Annotated in this window: 12 protein-coding genes, 1 tRNA gene and 2 pseudogenes; 7 read left to right on the top strand and 8 right to left on the bottom strand. The window is 66.7% G+C overall.

What is annotated here, in order from left to right; genetic code table 11:
- Positions 1 to 186 (top strand): annotated as a pseudogene (locus EV683_RS05165) (IS5/IS1182 family transposase); the annotation flags it as partial.
- Positions 187 to 438: 252 nt separating this feature from the next.
- Positions 439 to 2,139 carry a hypothetical protein gene (locus EV683_RS05160; protein ID WP_131862071.1) on the top strand — a complete coding sequence of 567 codons (1,701 nt, stop codon included), beginning with the start codon at positions 439 to 441 and terminating at the stop codon, positions 2,137 to 2,139.
- 69 nt (positions 2,140 to 2,208) lie between these two features.
- On the opposite strand, the gene EV683_RS05155 is transcribed toward EV683_RS05160, so the two are convergent.
- The gene (locus EV683_RS05155) at positions 2,209 to 3,336 is read right to left on the bottom strand and encodes a M14 family metallopeptidase (protein WP_131862070.1); all 1,128 of its coding nucleotides are present in this window, start codon (positions 3,334 to 3,336) and stop codon (positions 2,209 to 2,211) included.
- Positions 3,337 to 3,436: 100 nt separating this feature from the next.
- Complete coding sequence (locus tag EV683_RS05150; protein ID WP_066610570.1) at positions 3,437 to 3,988, bottom strand: phasin family protein; 552 nt, start codon at positions 3,986 to 3,988, stop codon at positions 3,437 to 3,439.
- Positions 3,989 to 4,184: 196 nt separating this feature from the next.
- On the opposite strand from EV683_RS05150, the gene phaR reads away from it, so the two are divergent.
- From phaR to EV683_RS05135, 3 genes are all read left to right on the top strand, one after another.
- A complete protein-coding gene (phaR, locus tag EV683_RS05145) occupies positions 4,185 to 4,757 on the top strand; it encodes a polyhydroxyalkanoate synthesis repressor PhaR (protein WP_066610569.1) in 573 nt (190 codons plus the stop codon).
- Between the two features lie 138 nt (positions 4,758 to 4,895).
- Positions 4,896 to 6,212 (top strand): 30S ribosomal protein S12 methylthiotransferase RimO, encoded by a 1,317-nt coding sequence (gene rimO / locus EV683_RS05140; RefSeq protein WP_131862069.1) that lies wholly within the window; start codon positions 4,896 to 4,898, stop codon positions 6,210 to 6,212.
- 208 nt (positions 6,213 to 6,420) lie between these two features.
- Positions 6,421 to 8,925 (top strand): EAL domain-containing protein, encoded by a 2,505-nt coding sequence (locus EV683_RS05135; protein ID WP_131862068.1) that lies wholly within the window; start codon positions 6,421 to 6,423, stop codon positions 8,923 to 8,925.
- Positions 8,926 to 8,930: 5 nt separating this feature from the next.
- Here the strand turns inward: EV683_RS05135 and EV683_RS05130 are convergent, their stop codons facing one another.
- The 6 genes from EV683_RS05130 to EV683_RS05105 all read right to left on the bottom strand — a co-directional run bounded on the left by EV683_RS05130 (position 8,931) and on the right by EV683_RS05105 (position 14,744).
- Positions 8,931 to 9,239 (bottom strand): hypothetical protein, encoded by a 309-nt coding sequence (locus EV683_RS05130; RefSeq protein WP_231879822.1) that lies wholly within the window; start codon positions 9,237 to 9,239, stop codon positions 8,931 to 8,933.
- Positions 9,240 to 9,403: 164 nt separating this feature from the next.
- Positions 9,404 to 10,690, bottom strand: coding sequence for a serine--tRNA ligase (serS, locus tag EV683_RS05125; protein WP_066610565.1), 1,287 nt, complete (start codon positions 10,688 to 10,690; stop codon positions 9,404 to 9,406).
- A 12-nt stretch (positions 10,691 to 10,702) separates the two neighbouring features.
- Positions 10,703 to 11,203 carry a hypothetical protein gene (locus EV683_RS05120; protein ID WP_066610564.1) on the bottom strand — a complete coding sequence of 167 codons (501 nt, stop codon included), beginning with the start codon at positions 11,201 to 11,203 and terminating at the stop codon, positions 10,703 to 10,705.
- Positions 11,178 to 12,491 (bottom strand): replication-associated recombination protein A, encoded by a 1,314-nt coding sequence (locus tag EV683_RS05115; RefSeq protein WP_131862067.1) that lies wholly within the window; start codon positions 12,489 to 12,491, stop codon positions 11,178 to 11,180. Before EV683_RS05115 ends, EV683_RS05120 begins: the two co-directional genes overlap by 26 nt.
- Positions 12,492 to 12,519: 28 nt before the next feature.
- Entirely contained in the window at positions 12,520 to 13,131 is a 612-nt protein-coding gene (gene lolA / locus EV683_RS05110) for an outer membrane lipoprotein periplasmic chaperone LolA (protein WP_066610562.1), read from the bottom strand.
- Positions 13,132 to 13,151: 20 nt separating this feature from the next.
- Positions 13,152 to 14,744, bottom strand: coding sequence for an NAD+ synthase (locus EV683_RS05105; RefSeq protein ID WP_131862066.1), 1,593 nt, complete (start codon positions 14,742 to 14,744; stop codon positions 13,152 to 13,154).
- 80 nt (positions 14,745 to 14,824) lie between these two features.
- On the opposite strand from EV683_RS05105, the pseudogene EV683_RS14785 reads away from it, so the two are divergent.
- Both EV683_RS14785 and EV683_RS05095 read left to right on the top strand, forming a co-directional pair.
- Positions 14,825 to 15,930 (top strand): annotated as a pseudogene (locus tag EV683_RS14785) (GNAT family N-acetyltransferase).
- Positions 15,931 to 15,997: 67 nt separating this feature from the next.
- Positions 15,998 to 16,088, top strand: a tRNA-Ser gene (locus tag EV683_RS05095).
- Positions 16,089 to 16,258 lie beyond the last annotated feature (170 nt).

The following is a 16,258-nucleotide window of genomic DNA, read 5'->3' as shown; positions in this document are numbered from 1 at the left end:
CGCCGAGGGATGGAAAGTCGCGAGAAACTGGGCCGGCACCGCTGGGTGGTCGAACGTACCCACGCCTGGTTTGCCGCGCTCGGCAAGCTGCGCATCCGCTTCGAAAGACGGCTGGATACGCATTACGCCTTGCTCAAGCTGGCTTGTGCCTTGATCTGCTTACGCTTTGTCGAGCGGTTTTGTTAGCGGCTCTGAAAGCGGGCGGCTCGACCATAGCAAAGTCCGGACGCAGCGAATGCGGTATTATGCAAAGGGTGGCTTGGGCCACCCTTTTTCATGCACGCTCGCCGTCTTGCTCTTGCCGAACGCGACAATTTTTATGCTTTTTGCAAAACTGTCTTGCGCAAGCCTTCGCTGAGCGGATAATTCGGTATCGAGCCGCCCGAAACGGGCCGCCGTTGGCTGTGTATGTCCCTCCGACACAAAGACCTGGATGCCATGCTGGATTTCTTCTCCCGTTCCCCTCGCAAAAAAAGCGATCCGCTCGCCAGCGCCGACGCTGCAAAACGCTGGGTCGACGCGCAGCGCGAAGAACTCGGCTCGGCAGTGCACGGCCGGGTTGCCGCGCTCGTTGCCGAGTTCAACGAGACGGATGCGGAGTCCCTGGATTCTTCAACGCTGGAAGCCCTGCTGGCGCTGAATTTCGAGACCCATGGTTTGCACGAGCAGCTGGGCGAGCAGTATCTGATGAATACCCGCATGCCCCGTGCGCTCGAGAGCCAGCTGCGCGGCCAGATACTGCATTACGGCAAACAATTCCTGAACGCCTACGAACGGTTTCTTGCGCTCGACCTGCAGAGCGAGGACGGCGTGAGGGTTTATGCGCTGCTGCCGCTGGTGCTGTCCCGCATGCTGCATTATCTCGGCGAGTACGCGCGCTGGCAGTTTTACCGGCATTACGCGCCCGATGACGCATTCTGGCTGAATGCGAACCGGCTTTTCCTTTTTGCGGAAGATCAGGGCATCGATACCGTCCCCGTCCATCTGTTCGGAGCGGTCGGCGAATCCGCCGGTACGACGGTGCAGGACCAGTTCCTGATCCTGCATATGCTGTCGCTGTTGTCTGCCGGAAATCTGGGCATCCGCCAGCTGCATTTCGCCTACGAAGTGCTTGGTCGTCTGTCGAACCGGCTGACGATCCGCCGCGACTTCAGCGAGGAGGCCAGCTTCATGATTGCGCTGGACCGTGGGCGCCCGGCGGCGCGTTGCAACTCGGCCATCGGCAGCGCGCACGGACGCTACTGGAGCACCGCAGAATTCCTCGACGCGCTGTACGGCTGGCTTGCGGCGCTGGAGGCTGGCCGGCCGCCTGCCGAGCTCAAGGCCTTGCTCGAGCCCGGCATCGACGCGGGCCTGCTGCGGCTGCTGTGCCGCGAGTGGGCGGTGAAGTCGGTCCGTTTCGAGCGTGCCGAACGCGTCAGCGTGGCCGACCGGCAGATCGAGGTCGCCTACCGGCTGACGCTGCTGCACCGCCTGATCCGGCAACCCGACGAGCAGTTGCAGATGCGCGGCACGCAGAGCCATCCCGATAACTACAACGACATGAGCGACATCCGCATTTACGGCTTCGTGACCGGGCGTCGCAAGGATCGTGCGGCCGGTGCGGCGGCGGTGCCCGAGGTGGCCGCCCCGCACCACGACCTGTCGCGCTGGAGCGTCGAAAACGTGAGCCTGACCGGGCTGGGCGTATCGCTGGATGCGCAGGGCAACGAATGGGTGAGCCTCGGCGCGCTGGTCGGTTTTCGCAGCCAGGAGAAGCCGGACTGGTCGCTGGGCGTGGTGCGTCGTATCCGGCGCCTGAACCGGGAGCGCGTGTTTCTCGGCATCGAGACCTTGAGCGAGCGGCCGGTGGCCGCTTCGCTGCGTCCGCTGGACGGTCGAACCGACATGAGCCTGCCGTCCGACCAGCTGTGGCACGGCGGCCAGATCGGCATCTTCGTGCCGACCAGGCGGGAGGGGCGGTCGCTGAACGCGCTGCTGTTGCCGCTGGCTGCCTATACGCCGGGCAAGCAACTGGTGATGAGCGCGCGCGGCAAGCATTTCCAGATCGGTCTGTCGGCCCTGCTCGAGAAGGGCAGCGACTGGTGCCTGGCCGAGGTCGAGCTGGTGAGGCCGCTGGAGCACGCGCCGCGCCCCTGAGCGGCCCTGGTTTGCGAACGACAAAAAACCCCGCGTCGGCGGGGTTTTTGCATGGTGCCGTGCGCCGGTTCAGCGCAGGCGGCCGAGCACGCCGTAGATCGGCGTCAGCATCGCCTCGCCCAGGCGCAGGCTGCGCTGGCCGTTCCAGCCGAAGTCGTCGTCCGGCAGGTTGGCGTTGTCCTTGAACGGCATCTCGAGCGTGAAGGCGAGGCAGTTGAAGGTGTGACCGACCCACGCGGTCGCCAGCGTCATGTTGGCGTCGCCGAACTGGTCCGGCGTGTAGCCGAACTCGGTCTGGAAGTCGGGGCTGGCCAGGAGGAGCTGCTGGCGGAAGCGCTCCTGCAGCTCGGCCAACCTTTCATCGAACGACGGGATGCCGTCGTTGCCGGCGAGAAAGACGTAGGGGATGGTCTCGTCGCCGTGGATGTCGAGGAACAGGTCGACGCCGGTTTCCTTCATCTTCTCCCGCACGTAGTACACCTCGGGGCTCTTTTCGAGCGACGGCGACTGCCACTCGCGGTTCAGGTTGGTGCCGACCGCGTTGGTGCGCAGGTGGCCGCGTACCGAGCCGTCCGGGTTCATGTTCGGGACGATGTAGAAGGTCGCGTGGTCGAGCAGCGCGCGCGCGGTGGCGTCCTGCGGGTCGAGGAGGCGCGACAGCAGCCCCTCGACGAACCATTCGGCCATCGTCTCGCCGGGGTGCTGGCGGGCGATGATCCAGACTTTCAGGTCGGACTCGACCTCGTGGCCGATGGTCAAGAGGTTGAGGTCGCGGCCGTCGAGCGTACTGCCGAGGTCGGACACCTGGCACAGGCCCGAGCCCTGCGCCTGGCCGATCAGGTTCAGGTGTTGCTCGTGCGAGTAGGGCTCGAAGTAGGCGTAGTAGACGCTGCCGGCCAGCGGCGTGTGTTCGATGACGAGCACGCCGTCCTCGTAGCGGGTCGGCACGCGGAACCAGTTGGTGCGGTCGTAGGAGGCGACCGCCTGGTAATCCTGCCAGCCTTCCGGGTAGGCGCACTCGTGGGCATTCAGCAGTTTCAGGGTGCAGGGCTGGTAGGCGGCGCCCTGCAGGCGGAAGTAGAACCATTGCGCGAAATCCGAGCCGTTGTCCTTGCGGATCTTGAGCTGGATATCGTCGTAGCGGTCGAGCGAGACGACTTCGATATTGCCGGCGTCAAACAGGCTGCTGATTTTCATGCGTTCAGGATTGTCCGTTGGGGGCGATGCCCGGATTGTACTCCGGGCGCAAAAAAACCACACCCGGTAACGGGGTGTGGTTTCGTCTCGGTCGGCGCGATCAGCCGCGCTTGGCGGTGGTCGCCTTGACCGCTTCGGTGGTTGCCTGGCCGGCGGCCTTGAAGCTCGCGTCGGCGAACTGGCCGGCTTGCTGGGCGGCCTTGGTGAAGGTGCTCACCGCAGCGGTGGCGGCGGCGAGGGTGTTCTTCAGGCCGACCACGGCGACGTCGGCGCCCGGGGTCTGCTGGGTCTTGGCGAAGGTCTCGACCGACGAGATCAGCGCCTTGTTGAAGGCGTCGACGTTCTCCTCGACCAGGCTCGACAGTTCGGTCTGGGCCTGGGAGACGATCTCGTAGGCGCTGCGCGAGCCGGCGACGGCCTGTTCGACCGACTGGCTGGCGATCTGGTTGACGCGCGAGAACACTTCCTGCGGGTCGGACACGCCAGCCAGGTCGCGGGCCGCTTTGACGTTGCCTTCCAGCGATTGTTTGGACAGCTCGAGATTGAGCTTGACGAGACGCTCGGCGCTGTCCAGCGAGATCTGGGCGAAACGCAGAGCGGACTCGACGCCGCTCAAGGACAGCTTGCTCAATTGCTCATTCGTGGCGAACATAGGCTTACCCTCTATTTTCCGGTGGTGACTGGCGGATCATCGTTATGGTGTCGATGCGCTTTTCCGCATTGCACAATGCAGGGGGAATGTAACACGTCCGTTTCGACCTACCTAGAGGCTTTGCTCTAGCCTGTTGCATTTATGGTAAATTCGCCGGAAGCGCCACACGCCGCAGACAATAAAACGGGAGTGTTACATGGGTGTTGAAAAGAGGGTCATCAAGAAATATCCGAACCGTCGGCTGTACGACACGGCGACCAGTTCCTACATCACGCTGGGCGACGTGAAGCAACTGGTGCTGGACAACGTCGACATCCAGGTCGTCGACGCCAAGACCCAGGACGACATCACGCGCAGCGTGCTCTTGCAGATCATCCTGGAAGAGGAAAACGGTGGCATGCCGATGTTCAGCTACGAGGTGCTGACCCAGTTCATCCGTTTCTACGGCCAGGCGATGCAGGGCATGATGGGCCCCTTCCTCGAGAAGAACCTGCAGATTTTCGCGCAGCTGCAGCAAAAGCTGCAGGAGCAGACGCAGACGTTGTACGGCGACAAGGGCGTGTTCAACAACTCGCTGTGGGGCGAGTACATGAAGTTCCAGGGCCCGGCGATGCAGAACGTGATGGCCAACTATATGGAGCAGAGCACCAGCCTGTTCCTCGAGATGCAGACGCGCATGCAGGAACAGACCAAGCAGCTGTTCACCACCGGCTTCCCGTTTCCCGGCTACGGCGACAAGGACGACGAGGACGGCGGGATGAAGCCCTGACGGAGGACGCCGCGGCGCTGACACGCACCGGCGTTTTCTCTTATAATTTCAGGCATTTGGCAGCCGGGGGTCCGGAAAGACCGCCGGCTGTCGTCGTTTTTTCGCACGTTTCATCAGTTCAAGGTTCGAGATACAGGTATGTCCCACACCGCACCGAAGGTCGGCTTCGTTTCGCTCGGCTGTCCGAAAGCGCTCGTCGACTCCGAGCAAATCCTCACCAAGCTGCGCGCCGAAGGCTACGAGATCGCGCCCAGTTACGACGGCGCCGACCTCGTGGTGGTCAACACCTGCGGCTTCATCGACTCGGCGGTCGCCGAGTCGCTCGACGCGATCGGCGAGGCGCTGAACGAGAACGGCAAGGTGATCGTCACCGGCTGCCTGGGTGCCAAGGGCGATGTCGTCAAGGAGGTGCACCCGTCGGTGCTGGCCGTCACCGGTCCGCACGCGTCGGACGAGGTGATGAACCACATCCACGCCCACCTGCCCAAGCCGCACGACCCCTTCGTCGACCTGGTGCCGGCCGCCGGCATCAAGCTGACGCCCAAGCACTACGCCTATCTGAAGATTTCCGAGGGCTGCAACCACCGCTGCACCTTCTGCATCATCCCGTCGATGCGCGGCGACCTCGACAGCCGCCCGATCCACGACGTGCTGCGCGAGGCCGAGAACCTCGCCAAGTCCGGCGTCAAGGAAGTGCTGGTGATCTCGCAGGACACCTCGGCCTACGGCGTCGACGTCAAGTACAAGACCGGCTTCCACAACGGCCGCCCGGTCAGGACGCGCATGACCGAGCTGTGCGAGGAACTCGGCCGCCTCGGCATCTGGGTGCGCCTGCACTACGTCTACCCGTACCCGCACGTCGACGAGGTGATTCCGCTGATGGCCGAGGGCAAGATCCTGCCTTACCTCGACATCCCGTTCCAGCACGCGAGCAAGAAGATCCTCAAGGCGATGAAGCGCCCGGCCAACGCGGACAACGTGCTCGAGCGCATCAAGAAGTGGCGCGCGATCTGCCCGGATCTGGTGATCCGCTCGACCTTCATCATCGGCTTCCCCGGCGAGACCGAGGAGGATTTCCAGGAGCTGCTCGACTTTCTCGAGGCGGCGCAGCTCGACCGCGTCGGCTGTTTCACCTACTCGCCGGTCGAGGGCGCGGCCGCCAACGAGCTGGCCGACCCGGTACCGGAAGAGGTCAAGGAAGAGCGCAAGGCGCGCTTCATGGAACTGCAGGCGAAGATCAGCGCCGCCAAGCTCGCCGCCAAGGTTGGCCGAACGCTGACCGTGCTGGTCGACGAGATCGACGACAAGGGCGCGGTGTGCCGCAGCTACGCCGACGCGCCGGAGATCGACGGCTTGGTCTACCTCGGCGACGACGAGGGCCTGAAGGTCGGCGACTTCGTCGAGGTGCGCATCACCGACTCGGACGAATACGACCTGTGGGCCGAGCGCGTCTGAGCGCGGCCGGGTCGCGAACGGCAAGGGGGCTCCGGACGGGGCCCTTTTTTGCGCACGGGTAATCCCTTGGCTTTGGGTGGGGCCGGCTTGCGCACGGTTTGTCCACGATCAAGGCGGACGACGATTGAATGCGGTGGGATGACGAAAAGTTAAGGAAATTCAATATAATTGCCCGATGTATTTTCACCTCGTTGACTAAAGCGCTTCCATGCCCCCTCTGTTACAGCCCATCGAACAGATCGCCAGCGCCGACATCCTCGCCTGTACGCCCGACACCCCGCTGAACGAGGCGGCGCGCCGGATGGCCGAGCAACGCCGTGCGGCCATCGTCGTGCTCGGCGACGACGGTCGCGCGCTCGGCATCTGGACCGAGGCCGACGCGCTGCGGCTCGACCCGGGCGATACGGCGCGGCTGGCCTGCCCGGTCAGCGAGTGGATGAGCCGCTCGGTGCTGACGCTCGCCGCCGACACCTCGATCCACGACGCGACCTCGCTGTTCCGCGCGCGCGGCCTGCGGCACGCGCTGGTCGAGCGCGACGGCCGCTACGTCGGCTTCGTGTCGCTGTCCGACATCGTGCTGAACCAGGGGGCGGAATCCTTCCTCAGCGTGCGCCGCCTCGACAGCCTCGCGGTCGCGCCGCCGCTGCTGCTCGACGGCGCCGTGCCGGTGCGCGAGGCGCTCGCCGTGCTGCGCGAGCGGCGCTTCGACGCGCTGGTGGTGTGCTGCGCCGACGGCGGCTACGGCATGTTCACGCTGCGCGACGTGCTGTTCCTGTTGGCCGAGCCTTGCGCGCAGGAGGCGACGCTGGAGACGCTGTGCTCGCGGCCCTTGCTCGCGGTGCCCGGCGCCACCAGCCTCTTGCAGGCGCGCCAGCTGCTGGCCGAGCGCCAGATCCGCCATCTGGCGCTGCGGGCGCCGGACGGCTCGATCTGCGGCGTGGTCGGCTTCGCCGACATCCTCGCCGGCATCGAGCAGGAGTTCCTGCTCGAGTTGCACACCGCGCTCAAGGAGCGCGACGCGGCCTTGCTGCGCTCGCGCCAGAGCCTGAGGCTCGCCGACAAGGTGTTCGAATCGACGCTCGAGGGCATCCTGATCACTGACGGCGACGGCACGATCCTGTCGGTCAACCCGGCCTTCACCCGCATCACCGGCTACGCCGCCGACGAGGCGATCGGCCAGACGCCGGCGCTGCTGAAATCGGGCAAGCAGTCGCCCGACTTCTACCGCGAGCTGTGGACCACGCTGAAGCGCGACGGACAATGGCAGGGCGAGGTGGTCAACCGGCGCAAGAACGGCCTGTTGTACACCGAGCACCTGAGCATCACCGCGATCAGCGACGAGAACGACGCGCTCGGCCACTACGTCGCGGTGTTCTCCGACATCACGCGCCGCAAGCAGGCCGAGGAGCGCTTGCACTTCCTCGCCAACCACGACGCGCTGACCGGCCTGCCCAACCGCACGCTGTTCCTCGAAAGGTTGGCCGAGGCGATCGCCGCGGCGCAGGCGGGCAAGGAGCGGCTGGCGCTGTTCTTCGTCGACCTGGACCGTTTCAAGCTGGTCAACGACACGCTAGGCCACGCCGCCGGCGACGAGCTCCTGGCGCGCATCGGCGCCGACCTGCGCGAGGCGATGCCCGAGGGCGCGACCGTCGCAAGGCTGTCCGGCGACGAGTTCACCGTGCTGATTCCCGGCATCGCCGGCGTGGAGGACGCCGCCCGCCACGCGCAGCGCGTGCTCGAGGCGGTCGCCGACGAGACCGAGCTGGCCGGCGAGGAGGTGTTCGTCACCGCCAGCGTCGGCGTCAGCCTCTACCCGGACGACGGCGTCGCGCCCGAAACCCTGCTGACGCACGCCGACACCGCGATGTACCGCGCCAAGGAGCGCGGCAAGAACACCTTCCAGTTCTACACCGCCGAATTGAACGTGCGCGCGATCGAGCGGCTCAAGCTCGAGTACGCGCTGCGCCGCGCGCTGGCGCAGGACGAGTTCGAACTGTGGTACCAGCCCAAGGTGTCGCTGGCCACCGGCGCGCCGGTCGGCGCCGAGGCGCTGCTGCGCTGGCGCCACCCGGAGCTCGGCATGGTGTCGCCGGCGCAGTTCATCCCGATCGCCGAGGAGAGCGCGCTGATCGGCGCGATCGGCGAGTGGGTGCTGGCGACCGCCTGCCGCGACACGCGGCGCTGGGTCGCTGAGGGGCTGTTCGCCGGCCGCATGGCGGTCAACCTGTCCGGGCGCCAGCTCAAGCTCGGCGGCCTGGTCGACACGGTGCGCGCCGCGCTGGCCGACTCGGGGCTCGAAAGCGACTATCTGGAGCTGGAGGTCACCGAAAGCGTCGCGATGGACGACGCCGATGGCGGCCAGGTCGGCATGCTCGACGAATTGCGCGCGCTCGGCGTGCAGCTGTCGATCGACGACTTCGGCACCGGCTACTCGAGCCTCGCCTACCTCAAGCGCCTGCCGGTGCAGGTGCTGAAGATCGACCGTTCGTTCATCGCCGACCTGTCGCACGACAAGGACGACGCGGCGATCACCACCGCCATCGTGTCGATCGCCAAGAGCCTCGGGCTGGCGGTGGTCGCCGAGGGGGTGGAGGAGGCCGCGCAGCGCGACTTCCTCGCCGCGCTCGGCTGCGACGCGGCGCAGGGCTATCTGTTCGGCAAGCCGATGCCGGCCGCGCACTTCGAAGCCTACCTCGCGGCGCAGCGGCGCTGACGGTCTCAGTCCCCGGTGCGCTCGGCGTCGGTCTCGCGCTGTTCGGCGGCGAGCTCCTCGCGGCTCGCGGCGACCGCGCCCTCGATCAGCAGTTGTTCGAGCAGCTTGCTGCGCGACGCGATGTGGTGGTCGAAACGCCAGTCGCGCAGCAGCTCGAGCGCGAGGTCGAAGTAGCGCATGTCGATCTCGTACAGCGCCTTCAGGTCGAAGGCGCGCCCCAACTCGAGCGCGCCGGCCAGCTCCTTGAGCACTTCGACCTGCTCCGGGTTCTCGCCGGATTCGATCAGTTTGCGGATGCGTTTGGCGGCGTTCATGGTGTTTCTCCTTTGGCGGACGGTGCAGAAGGGGGCAAGCATCTTTGTGTATAGCCGCGCGAGTGCGGCAGCGCCTTGACGCGGCTCAAGACGAAGTCGCGCGTCGGCCGACGGCGGCGCGCATGAAAAAACCGGGCGAATCGCCCGGTTTTTTTTGCGTCGCCTCAGGCGCCCAGCACTTCGAGTCCGCCAAGGTAAGGACGCAGCGCCGTCGGCACCGTCACCGAGCCGTCGGCGTTCTGGTAGTTCTCCAGCACCGCGACCAGCGTGCGGCCGACGGCGAGGCCGGAGCCGTTCAGCGTGTGCACGTAGCGGTTCTTGCCGTCCTCGTCCTTGAAGCGGGCCATCATGCGGCGCGCCTGGAAGTCGCCCATGTTCGAGCAGGAGCTGATCTCGCGATAGGTGTTCTGCGCCGGCAGCCATACCTCGAGGTCGTAGGTCTTGGTCGCGCCGAAGCCCATGTCGCCGGTGCACAGCGTGACGACGCGGTACGGCAGCTCGAGCGCCTTCAGGATCGCTTCGGCGTGGCCGACCATGTCTTCCAGCGCCTCGAACGAACGGTCCGGGTGGACGACCTGCACCATCTCGACCTTGTCGAACTGGTGCTGGCGGATCATGCCGCGCGTGTCGCGGCCGTAGGAGCCGGCTTCGGAGCGGAAACACGGCGAGTGCGCGGTCAGCTTGATCGGCAGCTCGGCGGCCTTGAGCACCGATTCGCGCACGGTGTTGGTCAGCGTGATCTCGGAGGTCGAGATCAGGTACTGGTCGACCGTGCCTTCGTCGCCGCCGCGCGTGACCTTGAACATGTCCTCGGCGAACTTGGGCAGCTGGCCGGTGCCGTACAGCGCGCTGTCGTTGACGATGTACGGCGTGTACATCTCGGTGTAGCCGTGCTTGAGCGTGTGCGTGTTCAGCATGAACTGCGCGAGCGCGCGGTGCAGCTGCGCGATGGGGCCGCGCAGCACGGTGAAGCGCGCGCCCGACAGCTTGGCGCCGGTCTCGAAGTCGAGACCGAGCGGCGCGCCGACGTCGACGTGGTCCCTGACCTCGAAGTCGAACGAACGCGGCACGCCGACGCGGCGCACCTCGACGTTGCCTCCCTCGTCGTCGCCGACCGGCACCGATTCGTGCGGCAGGTTGGGGATGGTCAGAAGCCAGGCGTCGAGGCGGGCCTGCACCGTTTCGAAGGCGATCTCGGCGGCTTTCAGTTCGTCGCCGAGGTTGGCCACCTCGGCCATGATCGCCGACACGTCGTCGCCCTTGCGCTTGGCTTCGCCGATCTGCTTGGAGGTGGCGTTGCGCCGCGCCTGAAGCTCCTGCATGCGCGTCTGCAGCGCCTTGCGCTCGCCTTCGAGGCTGGCGAACGCGTCGGTGTCGAGGGTGTAGCCGCGGCTGGCGAGGCGGTCGGCCACGGCGTTGAGGTCGGAGCGGAGCAGTTGGATGTCGAGCATGGTTGTCCGTGCTTATTTGATGTTGATGAGGTGGCGTCCGTCGGCGATCAGCCAGATCTTCGCGTACGGACTGTCCGAAAAATCGCGCCCGGCCAGGTAGTCGCGCCACATCGGCGCGCTGATGCCGGCGTCGGCGTTGCAGATCAGCAGCCAGCAGGGCTTGAGCGTATAGGCCGCGAACTTGGCGTTCTTGTCGGCGATCGCGGCATCGAGCCGCGCGCGCCGCGCGTCCAGGGTCGGCGCCGGCAGGCCGCGGTCGGGCGGCGGCACCGAGCCGTTGAGCTTGGCGGCCGCCTGGCCGCTCGCGTACAGGTGGGTGACTTCGAGCCCGACGAAGTGCCAGGCGAAGATTCCGGTCAGCACGCGCAGGCTGTAGTCGGGCGCCTCGCGGTGCGGCCCGAGCTGGTAGCGTGGCGGATGCTCGTGCCGGTTCAGGTGTTCGACCAGCGTGCGCGCGGCGCGCGCCTCGATCCGCCACTTCTGGTGGTCATGTCCCTTTCGATGCTTCTTCATCGAGTCGGCGCAAAAATGCCAGTTTCTCGCCTATCTTCGCTTCGAGTCCGCGGTCGGTCGGCTCGTACCAGCCAAGACCTTCCAGCCCCTCGGGCAGGTAGGTCTCGCCGGCGGCGTAGGCGTAGGGTTCGTTATGGGCGTAGCGGTAGTCGTGACCGTAGCCCAGCTCCTTCATCAGACGGGTCGGCGCGTTGCGCAGGTGGACCGGCACCGGGCGCGATTTATCCTGTTTGACGAAGGCGCGTGCCTCATTATACGCCTTGTATGACGCGTTGCTCTTGGCGGCCACCGCCAGGTAGATCACCGCCTGGCCGAGCGCCAGCTCGCCCTCCGGGCTGCCGAGCCGCTCGTAGGTGTCGGCCGCGTCGAGCGCGATGCGCATCGCGCGCGGGTCGGCCAGGCCGATGTCCTCCCACGCCATGCGTACCAGCCGGCGCGCGATGTAGCGCGGGTCGGCGCCGCCGTCGAGCATGCGCGACAGCCAGTAGAGCGCGCCGTCGGGGCTGGAGCCGCGCACCGACTTGTGCAGCGCCGAGATCTGGTCGTAGAAGGCGTCGCCGCCCTTGTCGAAGCGGCGCGCGTTGACGGTCAGCACTTCGGCGAGGAAGCCGGCGTCGACTCGGCCAAGCTTGCGCGCCAAGGCCGCGGTGCGGGCTTGTTCGAGCAAATTCAAGAACCGGCGCGCGTCGCCGTCGGCGTAACCGGTCAGCGTGTCGATCGCGTCGTCGGCGAAGTCTAGCCCGGCCAGGCTGCCCTTGGCGCGCGCGCGCGCCAACAGTTCCTTCAGTTCGTCGTCGGAGAGGCTTTGCAGCACGTAGACCTGCGCGCGCGACAGCAGCGCCGGGTTGACCTCGAACGACGGGTTCTCGGTGGTCGCGCCGATGAAGGTGAACAGGCCCGATTCGACGTAGGGCAGGAAGGCGTCCTGCTGCGCCTTGTTGAAGCGGTGCACTTCATCCACGAACAGGATGGTCGCGCGACCCGAGGAGGCGAGCGCGGCTTGCGCGCGCTCGACCGCCTCGCGGATGTCCTTGACGCCGGCGAACACCGCCGAGATCGGGATGAACTCGGCGTCGAAGGAGCGGGCGAGGATGCGCGCCAGCGTGGTCTTGCCGACGCCGGGCGGGCCCCACAGGATCATCGAGTGCGGCACGCCGGCCTCGACCGCCAGCCGCAGCGGCTTGCCCGGCCCGATCAGGTGCCGCTGGCCGACGACCTCGGCCAACGTCGTCGGGCGCAACGCCTCGGCCAGCGGTTTCTTCGGCTCGGTGTGGAAAAGGTCGCTCACGTCGGCAGTCTGTCCAGTCGGTCGGGGCTCAGTCGCCGTTCATCACGTCCACGCCGGCCGGCGGCGTGAAGCGGAACTGGCTGGCGGCGATCGCCGGGTTCTTTTTCAGGTTGGAGAAGGCGATGCGCGTGACGTTGCCGAAGCTGTCGGTCAGCTCCATCTGCCGAAGCTGGTTGGCGGCAAAGCCCATCCGGATCGCGGCGAAGCCGTTTTCTTTGTTCTTCGGGCTGGCGGCCAGCCACTCGAGCCCGCCCTGGCGGCCGGTCTCGCGCAGGCTGTAGTCGCGCTCGATCGCGTTGTTGCCGGCGAGGAGGGCGGCCGGGCTCGAGCCGAGCGCCGCGTCGAGCGACTTCTTCGTCACCTGCGCCAGTTCCTGGTCGTACACCCACAGCGTCTTGCCGTCGCCGACGATCAGTTGCTGGTACGGTTTGCCGTAGCTCCAGCGGAACTTGCCCGGGCGCGAGATTTCCAGCGTGCCGGACGCGGTTTCCTGACGGCCGCCGCCGGTGACGGTCTGCGTGAAGTTGGCCGAGAGGGTCTTGGTCGAGGCGACGAAGGCCTTCAGTTGCGCGACGGCGGCCGCGTGGGCCAGCGTCGGCAGCGACAGCGCGAGCGACAGCGCGATCAGGGTCTTTTTCATCCGGGTATCCTTGTTGCGCCTCACGAAAACCGGTTGGTGATCGGGTAGCGCCAGTCCTTGCCGAAACCGCGCTGCGTGATGCGCGGGCCGACCGGCGCCTGGCGGCGCTTGTACTCGTTGATTTTCAGAAGCCGCACCACCTTCTTCACGTCGGCCTCGGCGTAACCCTCGGCGACGATCTCCTCGGTGGAGCGGTTGTCTTCCACGTAGCGCGCCATGATGGCGTCGAGCACATCGTAGGGCGGCAGACTGTCTTGGTCGACCTGGTCGGGGCGCAGTTCCGCCGAAGGCGGCCGGGTAATGATTCTTAACGGAATCACCTCGGATTGCGCGTTGCGCCATTCGCACAACTGGTAGACCAGCGTCTTGGCGACGTCCTTGAGCACGGCGAAGCCGCCGGCCATGTCGCCGTACAGCGTCGCGTAGCCGGTGGTCATCTCCGACTTGTTGCCGGTGGTCAGCACCAGCTTGCCGCTCTTGTTCGACAGCGCCATCAGGAGCACGCCGCGGATGCGCGACTGCAGGTTCTCCTCGGTGGTGTCGACGGCGAGGCCCGCGAAGTTGGGCGCGAGCGCGGCCATGAACGATTCGTACATCGGCCAGATCGCGATCTCGTCGTACTTCACGCCGAGCCGGGCGACCATGTCGCGCGAGTCGTCGACGCTGATGTCGGCGGTGTAGCGGCTCGGCATCATCACCGCGTGCACCTTGTCGGCGCCCAGCGCGTCGACCGCGATCGCCAGCGTCAGCGCCGAATCGACGCCGCCGGACAGGCCCAAGAGCACGCCCGGGAAGCCGTTCTTGCCGATATAGTCGCGCACGCCGGTGACCAGCGCCTGGTAGACGCTCTCGACCGGGCCGGGCAGGGCAGCCTGTTTGCCGGCCACGAAGTCGCCGCCCGCGAAGTCGACCAGCAGCAGCTCGTCGGCGCAGGTCGGCGCCTGCGCGACCACTTCGCCCGCGCGGTTCATCGCGAACGAGGCGCCGTCGAACACCAGCTCGTCCTGGCCGCCGACGAGGTTGACGTAGGCGATCGGGAGGCCGGTTTCCTGGCAGCGGTAGCGCACCGTGTCGTGGCGGGCCTCGATCTTGTTGCGGTGAAACGGCGAGGCGTTCAGCACCAACAGCGCCTCGGCGCCGGCTTCCTGCGCTTCTGCCGCCGGCTCGACCGACCAGATGTCCTCGCAGATCACCACGCCGAGCTTGACGCCCTTGTGCTCGAACACCAGCGGCGACGCGCCCGGCGTGAAATAGCGGCACTCGTCGAACACCTCGTCGTTCGGCAGCAGCATCTTGTGGTACTGGCCGAGCCGGTTGCCGTCGCGCAGCACCGTCGCCGCGTTGAAGCGCTCGTTGCCGAGCTTGACCGGGTGGCCGACCACCAGCGTGATGCCGTCCAGCTCCAACAGTTCGTCGAGCGCGTTCGATACCGCGCGGTAGAAGTGGTCGCGCAGCAAGAGGTCTTCGGGGCTGTAGCCGGTCAGCGCCAGCTCCGGCGTGACCAGCACGTCGGCGCCGGCGGCCATCGCGTCGCGCGCGAGATCGAGGATTTTCCGGGTGTTGCCGGCGATGTCGCCGACGACGGGGTTGAACTGGGCCAGGGCAAGTCGCATCTTGGAGGCTATCGACACTGAATAGTGGGAATGCCCGGATTTTACCGCAGCGCCGGGCTTTGCAGGCAAAGGAGTGGCGGGTGGGGATTTCCGGATACGACGCGGTGTCCGCGATCGAAGCTTGGCCGAGCCCCGAAGGGCCGGGCGGCCTGTTCGTCGGCGCGGCGTGGCTCTCGGCGCTGGAGGCGAGCGGCGCGGTCGGGCGGGGCAGCGGCTGGCGACCCTTGCCGCTGTTCGACGCCGTCGCGCGGCTCGCCTGCCCGGTCTACCTCAAGGGGCATTCCTACGGCGAATACGTGTTCGACTGGGCTTGGGTCGAGGCCTACGCGCGCGCCGGGCTGGCCTATTACCCCAAGCTGGTGGTCGCCTCGCCGTTCACGCCGATCGCCGGACCGCGCTTTCTCGGCGACGCGGCCGGCCGCGCCGCGCTGATCGGCGCGCTCGAAGCGCTGCAGGACGAATACGCGATCGGCTCGGCGCACGTGCGTTTCCGACCGGGGACGAGGCGCAAACCTTGGCCGAACGCGGCTGGCTGCTGCGCGACGGCGTGCAGTTCCACTGGGCCAACCGCGGCTACCGCGACTTCGACGACTTCCTCGACACGCTGTCGCGCGACAAGCGCAAGAAGATCCGCCAGGAGCGCCGCCGCGTCGTCGACGCCGGCGTGACGGTGCGCGTGATGGACGGCCACGCGGCGACGCCCGACGACTGGGCCTTTTTCGCCGCCTGCTACGCGAACACCTACCGCGAGCACCGCTCGTCGCCGTATCTCAACCGCGACTTCTTCGACAGGGTTGGCCGAGCGCTGCCCGGCGCGGTGCGGCTGGTCGTCGCCGAGCGGCACGACCGTCCGATCGCCGCCAGCTGGCTCCTCGCCGACGGCGGCCGGCTGTACGGCCGCTACTGGGGTGCGACCGAGCCTGTCGACTGCCTGCACTTCGAGCTGTGCTACTACGTCGGCATCGAGATCGCCATCGCCGAACGGCTGGCGGTGTTCGAAGGCGGCGCGCAGGGCGAGCACAAGCTCGCGCGCGGCTTCGAGCCGGTGTTCACCCGCAGCGCGCACCGTATCGCCGACCCGCGCTTCGCCGACGCCATCGCCGCCTGGCTGCGCCACGAACGCGCCGGCGTCGCCGCCTACCACGCCGACTGCCTCGCGCACCGCGCCTATCGCTTATCTGGATGACAAGCTTGCAATCGGCCGGATGCCCCTATATACTGCGCGCCTCTGCTGACGCAGCGGACCCTTCCACGGAGAGGTGGATGAGTGGTTTAAGTCGCACGCCTGGAAAGCGTGTTCAGGGTAATACCCTGACGGGGGTTCGAATCCCCCCCTCTCCGCCAGATTTTGAAAAGCCCGCCTTATGGCGGGCTTTTTCGTCGTCGCCCTTGCGTCGGGGTGCCCGGGGATGGCCTCATCCTTTTCCCGCGTCGCTCTGCGACGTGGCTCGTCGCTGCCGGCTCCTTGGGCTATCGTCGAAGCCAGCGCCTGCCGCCGGTTTGCGCTACAGTGA

Origin of the sequence: Crenobacter luteus (assembly GCF_004345725.1) — a bacterium.
GTDB classification, from domain to species: domain Bacteria; phylum Pseudomonadota; class Gammaproteobacteria; order Burkholderiales; family Chromobacteriaceae; genus Crenobacter; species Crenobacter luteus.
Note: the sequence above shows the minus strand (reverse complement) of the source record. Positions and strands in the feature narration are given on the sequence as shown.

Excerpts from the sequence above, each read along its gene's own strand:
- EV683_RS05160 (WP_131862071.1), top strand. The coding sequence starts at position 439 with ATGCTGGATTTCTTCTCCCGTTCCCCTCGCAAAAAAAGCGATCCGCTC.
- EV683_RS05155 (WP_131862070.1), bottom strand. The coding sequence starts at position 3,336 with ATGAAAATCAGCAGCCTGTTTGACGCCGGCAATATCGAAGTCGTCTCG.
- EV683_RS05150 (WP_066610570.1), bottom strand. The coding sequence starts at position 3,988 with ATGTTCGCCACGAATGAGCAATTGAGCAAGCTGTCCTTGAGCGGCGTC.
- phaR (WP_066610569.1), top strand. The coding sequence starts at position 4,185 with ATGGGTGTTGAAAAGAGGGTCATCAAGAAATATCCGAACCGTCGGCTG.
- rimO (WP_131862069.1), top strand. The coding sequence starts at position 4,896 with ATGTCCCACACCGCACCGAAGGTCGGCTTCGTTTCGCTCGGCTGTCCG.
- EV683_RS05135 (WP_131862068.1), top strand. The coding sequence starts at position 6,421 with ATGCCCCCTCTGTTACAGCCCATCGAACAGATCGCCAGCGCCGACATC.
- EV683_RS05130 (WP_231879822.1), bottom strand. The coding sequence starts at position 9,239 with ATGAACGCCGCCAAACGCATCCGCAAACTGATCGAATCCGGCGAGAAC.
- serS (WP_066610565.1), bottom strand. The coding sequence starts at position 10,690 with ATGCTCGACATCCAACTGCTCCGCTCCGACCTCAACGCCGTGGCCGAC.
- EV683_RS05120 (WP_066610564.1), bottom strand. The coding sequence starts at position 11,203 with ATGAAGAAGCATCGAAAGGGACATGACCACCAGAAGTGGCGGATCGAG.
- lolA (WP_066610562.1), bottom strand. The coding sequence starts at position 13,131 with ATGAAAAAGACCCTGATCGCGCTGTCGCTCGCGCTGTCGCTGCCGACG.
- EV683_RS05105 (WP_131862066.1), bottom strand. The coding sequence starts at position 14,744 with ATGCGACTTGCCCTGGCCCAGTTCAACCCCGTCGTCGGCGACATCGCC.